Genomic DNA, 7,245 nt, shown 5'->3' with positions numbered 1-7,245 from the left:
ACCGTCGTGATTTAAACCGTTGTTTTCCAGGGTCAGCGAAGGGCTCTTTAGCGGGGCGTGTTGCACATATTTTTCTTAATGAAATCGTAAAACATTGTGATTACGGTATCGATTTACATACCGGGGCAATTCATCGTTCAAACCTGCCACAAATTAGGGCCGATATGTCTGACCCTGATACCAAAGCCTTGGCGGAAGTTTTTGGTGTACCGGTTGTGTTGAATTCTACTTTGGTTGACGGCTCGTTAAGAGAATCAGCGGTTAAAAACGAAACTAAAATACTATTATATGAAGCGGGTGAAGCGCTGCGCTTTGATGAGTTTTCAATTCGAGCGGGCATGAAAGGTATCTTAAATGTTTTACAGTATTTAGGGATGACTCGAAAAGTTGTCCGAAGCAAGAAAAAACTTGTGCCATTTATTGCTAATGGCAGTCAATGGGTGCGCGCTAATGCCAGTGGTATTGTCCATAATATTGTTAATTTGGGTGATCAGATCACTAAAGGCCAAGTATTAGCCGAAATTGGTAGCCCATATGGTGCAATATACGATTCGGTTAAAGCAACACGCTCAGGTATTTTAATTGGTAAGCAAAATATACCGTTAGTACAAGATGGAGAGGCGATGTTTCATGTCGCTTACTTTAGTGAAGATGATGAAGAGATAGCAGAACACATCGAAAATGTACAAGAGCAACTTTTACCTGAAAATGACGACAGTTAGGAGGGGGTATGAAAAAAGCAAATAAAGTGGTTATCGGGCGTTTAGAGTCAATAGCCTTGCCAGACTTAGCTATTGACGAGTTACAAGTGCGAGTTGATACTGGTGCGAAAACTTCGTCGTTACACGTTGATAATATTACAAAAGTTATTAAAAATGGCAAACCTTCTGTTATCTTTGATATTCATCCTGATGCGCATAATGTTGATACTATTGTTAAATGTAGTGCGCCAATTAGTGATATCAGGAAAATAAAGTCTTCCAATGGCACGGTAGAGCAACGTTATGTTATTGAAACATTAATCGTACTTGGTGAAGAAAAGTGGTCAATTGAAATAACCTTAACAGACCGCTCTGATATGAGTTATTTAATGTTGTTAGGTAGAGAGGCGCTTGGCAAACGTTTTCTTGTTGACCCATCAAAAGTCTTTTTGGGATCAAAATAAAAAGTTAGTTAAGTTTCCTATTCATTTTATAGATAAAATACGATGCATCTTCTGTGATCACTAGCACAGAAGATGAATCGCTCAATAACGTGCGATATCAAAAGTAGCATGTTAACTACCATCAAATAATCCAACAATATATCAGTCATCTTGCCGCTGTTTTGTTAGTCACTAAACGTTAATTATTACAGCCTGTCGCTAAATTCCGCTGTTTAAAATCTCTATTGTGCAAGGTGGTTCAATTGCTGTTGTCACTATTTGTAGCTGATATATTTTATTCTTTAGTGAGCTTACTACAAAAATATCTATTGATTAGCGAGTATGTACTTAATTGAAAACTCGTATTATAGTTATTAAAAATAATTAGAATAGATGTCATTGACTGGTAATAATTTGCCATATCCCTTTAGAATAAGTTTTATAAGCAGTGGCTGTAGCCGCTAAATAATTAAATTAACTTGGTATCACTTTTTGAATATTCCTGACTTACCTAATAATCATGCATTAGCGGTATTATTAATAACCGTACTTGCCTTATATCTCTTTCGTCGAGACGATATCCCTTTAGAAACCTCTTCTTTGGCTGTTATCGCTATACTATGTTTGGCGTTTGCATTCTTTCCCTTTTACATCGATGGCACACATTTCGAACCTAGCTCATTATTTTTTGGTTTTGGCCATGAAGCCTTAGTTACTGTTTGTTCATTAATGATCATTGGTCACGGTATCGTGCGCACTGGGGCACTAGAACCCATTGGTCGATACTTAGCCAAATTATGGAAAATAAGTCCAACATTGTCTTTGTTATTAACACTTGTTTTGGCTGGCGGCTTAAGTGCTTTTATTAATAATACCCCTGTTGTGGTGCTATTACTGCCTATTTTAATTAGTGTGTCACTGCGTACTAAAACTGATTCTTCGCCGATGTTATTACCTATGGGGCTCGCCACTTTAGTTGGGGGAATGGCGACAACTATCGGAACATCGACTAACTTATTAGTGGTCAGTATTGCAAAAAATATGGGGGCGGTTGAATTTGGGCTCTTTGATTTTATTCAACCAGCACTTATTGCTTCGGTTGTTGCCGTGCTCTACTTATGGCTAATAGCACCCAAGCTTCTCCCAAGTCGAACGCCATCAATGCCTGATACTTCACCACGTTTATTTAGCGCTTATCTTAATATAAACGAAGAGAGCGTGGCGAACGAGAAAACAATCACCGAAATAATTGCTTTGACTGATGGCCAACTAAAAATAGAGAGCATTCAGCGTGGCGCCAACTATCGTAATATAATGCCTTTACCCGATACCGTGCTTATTGTTGGAGACCGATTAAAAGTTCATGACTATCCCGACCGTTTAAAAGAATATGAATCAGTATTAGGAGCGACCTTATTCTCAGGACTGCATAAAGTTGATGACGAACACCCCTTAAAAGCCGATAAACAAACCTTGGCAGAGATTGTTATTATTGCTGGCTCCGGCGTTGAAGGGAGAACTTTACAACAAGTCAATTTTATACAAAAACACCGTATATCAGTGATCGCATTGCATCGAGCCGGTAAAGCTATGGAAATTGGTCGCAGCAGTATCGGTAATACACGCCTGAAAATTGGTGATGTTTTACTTGTACAAGGAGAGCAAGAGCAAATTGATTTATTAAAAGCTAAACAAGGGCTATTAATCATTGATGGCGCGGAGTCATTGCCTCAAACAAGTAAAGCGCCAATTGCCTTAGGTACCTTGTTGGCCGTGGTTGTATCGTCAGCGCTGGGTATTTTACCGATTGAAATTAGTGCGGTATGTGGTGTACTTATCTTGTTATTAACAAAGTGTTTAAATTGGCAAGAAGCTTCATCAGCGCTTAGTACGCAAGTTATTTTAATTGTTGCTGCGTCTCTAGCGTTGGGCTCTGCAATGATGACAACCGGTGGCGCTGAGTATATAGCCCAGGTGTTTGTCGCCTTATCGTTTGGTTTGCCACCGGGAGGTGTATTATCGGCCTTAATGCTGTTATTAGCGATATTAACTAATATTGTTTCTAACAATGCCGCTGCGGTTATTGGTACGCCTATTGCTATTTCTGTTGCTAGCCAACTCAACCTGCCAGCAGAACCTTTTATATTGGCGGTACTCTTTGGTGCTAACTTAAGTTATGCAACACCTATGGCTTATAAAACTAATTTATTGGTAATGAACGCTGGTGGTTATCGTTTTTCTGACTTTATGCGTGTTGGTATTCCCTTGATTATTTTAATGTGGGTAACCCTATCGTTACTGTTAAATTGGCTATATTTGTAAGAAAAGCAGGGCAGTTGTACTTTAGCATGCGCCGATATACTGAAGATAAGCGATTATGCCAAGCCAAAGCCTCATCAATAATGAGGCTGGCGGTTAACTCTAAAGATAAAGTGGTGTTTATCGCGGGGCTTGTTAAATAATTGGCAGCTAAAGCCTTATGCTTAAATACCAGCTAATCGACGACACAGGCTAATAATCATCATATGGTGTTTGCTGGTCGCTTATCCACTAACGCTTTTTAAGGCTTTATGCTCAAACCATAGCTGCATAAAGTCAGCTGTTAATTTTTGTTCTATTTCCATCGCACTTTCTGTTGGGCAAAAAATAGTGAAAAACACCTGAGTGTCGCCCAGGTCTGAGGTAGCTACTTGGATATGTGGCTCAGGTCCAGCGATTTTTATATCTAAGCGGTTTTCGATAAGGTGGTTATAACGAATAGCAACATCTTTAAAGTCGTGACAATATAGGTTTGCTTTTTCGTGCAAGGTATCGATAAAGTCAAAGGGGTTGGCACTGTCATCACGGACTATAGTGAAATGATGTACCGCATAGCGCTTGAGGAAATTAAGGTTTTTAATAACCGAAGTGATCAACTGGCTATTAGGTAAATATAAAGTCTTACCAGTATATTCATAATCATCTTTATTAACTTCTAGCAAAGTAAGTTTAGCCCAATCGGTAGAGTGTACTTCACCAACATAATTACCTACTTGTATCCAGTCACCAATACGAAAAGGTCGACTCGATAATATATAGATAAAGCCAATAAAACACTGAATAAACTCCCGAGTCGCTAATACAATTGCCACAACAAAAGCGGCAATCGAAAAAGCAAATTTTTGGATTTCTTCGGACCATAAATTAAAAAGTATGATAATAATCAATATAGTAAAAATATTATTTACCATATTGATTTTTAATCTTTTAGTTTGCTTCGATTTTAGTTTGATGACTTTTATGATTAAATTTTTAATCAAGAAAGAAACCATCAGCAATAAAAAAGTAACAATAAATTTATATTCAAACAGTAACTCGGTAAAACCGTTTAAGTTGAATATTTTATCTAACCATTCCATTATAAATATTTAACCTGTTTATTTTATATTAGGAAGCATGCCTTTAAGCAGTAAACCAAAAATATCTGCGCCAGTAATAATACGTTTGGTCTCCCCCCAAATTAGTAACACATCGTGCTCTATCACACCATCAAAGTTTTTATCTGTCGAAGTATTCACTTTCATTTTCAGCATAGCTTCATTTAATGGTGTTGTTTCATCTGTTATCACTACGGGACGATGACAATAATTGTAAGGGTCAAAATCACCTGGTTGATATAAGGCAGCTCGTGAATAACCGTCTGCATCAAGCACAAGTAATGGGTAGCCAGCTTCATTGGTTAGTATTACCCAACTATGGTTAGTTTCATTTACCAGCATTAAAAATGGGTCGTCTGGGCTTTGTGTTGTTACCGGAATAATAGGTAAGTCTAACTTTGTTGGTAGGGCAATAATTGATTTTGGGTCAATGATTTCACCTTCTTCAGTGACCTGTATTTCATCTAAAGCAAAAAAGTTTAACGCGCCGATACCTTCGACATGATTGAGGTCGGCTTCTTCGGCGGTAATATGCTGGCGAATAATACTTCTAAGTTCACTTTCTTCAAGGTAAGTAATACCTTCTTTGCCGAGCCAAGCATCTAAAATAAGTGCAGTTGGTTTGGCAACAGGGTAAAAGAGTATCTGATAAAAACGAATAATAGGGGCGAGCATACTGCCCATTTTTAAGGCATTTCTTGAAAAGTACGCCTGTGGTGTAATTTCGCCAATAATGGTAATTGCAATGGTTGAGAAGAGAAAAGCACTAACGCCAGTAAGTACCGAATCAGAGAGCATCGTTAGCAGTACATTAATACCAACATTACCCCATAATATGGTGGTTAATAAAAAGTTTGAATCATCTCGAAGGCGTAGAATGGTTTGTGCTGCTTTACTACCTTTTTTAGCTTCAACTTCTAAATGCAGCCGACTTATAGAAAAAAATGCGAGATTTAATCCTGAGAAAATGGCTGATTGAGTTATACAAAAGGCGATGGCACACCAAGTAATAATGTCAGTTGACATGTAATAATCCTAGTAGGAATGTTAAGAGCGTTAATGGGATGAATTATTAACTTTACTTGCTGAGATAACAACTAATTATTTGACCTTTACTCTAAAATATTGCTTATAATAGCCAAGTTTATCACTTATTATTTGTAATGCTAACATCAGCACTATTTTGTAATTATACTTAAGGATTTTTAATGATTAAATGTATGTTAATTTCACCTTCTGCGCCTGTTAAAATTGGCGGCCAAGAATTAGTCAGTGAATGGCAACAAGATGAAAATACTGTGCTATGGATTGATCTTGATAAAGTCGAAAAGTCTCAAGAAAAAGAAATATTAACCCAATTTGGCTGTCATCCTTTGGCTATTTTGGATGCCCAAAGAGAGAGACATCCGCCAAAAGTTGAACTTTTTAGTGATTTCATTTTTTTGCTTTACCGTGGCTTTGTTGCCAAAGAAAATCATTTAACGTTTGAGCATGTACAAATTAGTATGTTCATCGGTCAACGCGTGTTAATTACCGGCCATCCTGAAAGTTCGATAGCGATAAATGCTTTGTTTAACGCAACTAGCGAAAAATATTTAGCGAGAAGTCCTATCCATTTAGCGTTAAAAATATTTCACAGTAGCTGTGGTAATTACCTACAGCAATTATTCGATTTTGAACAAAACTTAGAAAAAATAGAAGATCAGTTTCAAGTCAGTGGAAACGATAAAATGATGCGAGAAATCACTTCACATCGCTCAAGATTAGTTAAAATTAGAAGAACTTTTAATTACCATGTTACCGTTGGTAATACCCTAAACAGCTATCTCGAAGATGATGAAACATCTCTTATTACCGATAAAGAAATACATAGCGTTAATGATTTAAGAGAGCGACTCGACCGATTATTGAGCCTATCTCAAATGTATTACGATATTTGTGGTGATTTAATTAACGGCTATATGTCGGTTACTTCACATCAGCTAAATGCAACGATGAGAGTGTTAACTGTTATCACCGCCTTGTTTGTACCTTTGACCTTCCTGGCGGGAATATACGGGATGAACTTTGAATATATACCCGAGCTTAAATTTGAACACGGTTACTTTACCCTACTTGGGGTGATGTCAGTTATCTCTGTTGGCCTTATCGTTTGGTTTAAGAAAAAGCGCTGGTTGTAAGAACCGTTAATTAATAAATTGAAAAAGAAGACAGATATTGAGCGATTCAAAAACACTTTATGAAACACAAGTCATTAACATAAGAAAAAGACAACCGATAATGGCTTGGTTACTTTCCTTAACACTGATTTCTATGGGCTATTATTTGTCTAAAACTCAGTTTTTAGGGCTAGAGTGGCTCTCTAGAAGTGGTTGTTTAATTGTTATACTTGGTGTTTGGTCGAGTATTGGCGCTATTATTGCTGAACGAGTACTCATCAGTAAACTCAATATCCAACATCGCTTGGTATTGTCACGAGCGAAAATGAAACTCAGAAAAATCAATGTGCCAGCAGAGTACATCGACAAAGAAATTGAAACAATTGAAGATAACTTCGACGATAAAATTGATGTTGTTAAAGACAATGTTAGATACCAACTCGGTATTTTAGAAGTTTCATTATTGATAACAGGTACCTTTATCTGGGGTTTTGGCGATTTATTATTTAAAGTTAATTTTTAATGA

The 7,245-nt window shown here is 37.2% G+C and carries 7 protein-coding genes; 5 read left to right on the top strand and 2 right to left on the bottom strand.

Annotation, left to right across the window (positions count from 1 at the left end; translation table 11 throughout):
• The 3 genes from ESZ26_RS09095 to ESZ26_RS09085 form a co-directional block, all read left to right on the top strand.
• On the top strand, window positions 1-722 hold a 722-nt coding region (locus ESZ26_RS09095), incomplete at its 5' end, for a succinylglutamate desuccinylase/aspartoacylase family protein (protein ID WP_146799430.1).
• An 8-nt stretch (window positions 723-730) separates the two neighbouring features.
• Window positions 731-1,165, top strand: coding sequence for an ATP-dependent zinc protease family protein (locus ESZ26_RS09090; protein WP_070376389.1), 435 nt, complete (start codon window positions 731-733; stop codon window positions 1,163-1,165).
• A gap of 471 nt (window positions 1,166-1,636) precedes the next feature.
• Window positions 1,637-3,466: an SLC13 family permease gene (locus ESZ26_RS09085; RefSeq protein WP_146799429.1), complete on the top strand. Its 1,830-nt coding sequence runs from the start codon at window positions 1,637-1,639 to the stop codon at window positions 3,464-3,466.
• Window positions 3,467-3,687: 221 nt separating this feature from the next.
• Here the strand turns inward: ESZ26_RS09085 and ESZ26_RS09080 are convergent, their stop codons facing one another.
• Entirely contained in the window at window positions 3,688-4,542 is an 855-nt protein-coding gene (locus ESZ26_RS09080) for a mechanosensitive ion channel family protein (protein ID WP_146799428.1), read from the bottom strand.
• 18 nt (window positions 4,543-4,560) lie between these two features.
• Window positions 4,561-5,586, bottom strand: a complete 1,026-nt coding sequence (locus tag ESZ26_RS09075; RefSeq protein ID WP_146799427.1) for a DUF21 domain-containing protein — start codon at window positions 5,584-5,586, stop codon at window positions 4,561-4,563.
• Between the two features lie 182 nt (window positions 5,587-5,768).
• On the opposite strand from ESZ26_RS09075, the gene ESZ26_RS09070 reads away from it, so the two are divergent.
• Window positions 5,769-6,740 (top strand): magnesium transporter CorA family protein, encoded by a 972-nt coding sequence (locus ESZ26_RS09070; protein WP_146799426.1) that lies wholly within the window; start codon window positions 5,769-5,771, stop codon window positions 6,738-6,740.
• Between the two features lie 37 nt (window positions 6,741-6,777).
• On the top strand, window positions 6,778-7,242 hold the full coding sequence (locus tag ESZ26_RS09065; RefSeq protein ID WP_146799425.1) for a hypothetical protein: 465 nt from the start codon (window positions 6,778-6,780) through the stop codon (window positions 7,240-7,242).
• Window positions 7,243-7,245 lie beyond the last annotated feature (3 nt).

Origin of the sequence: Colwellia hornerae (assembly GCF_007954355.1) — a bacterium.
In the GTDB taxonomy this organism is placed as follows: domain Bacteria; phylum Pseudomonadota; class Gammaproteobacteria; order Enterobacterales; family Alteromonadaceae; genus Colwellia_A; species Colwellia_A hornerae.
This window is presented reverse-complemented; position numbering and strand designations above follow the sequence as displayed.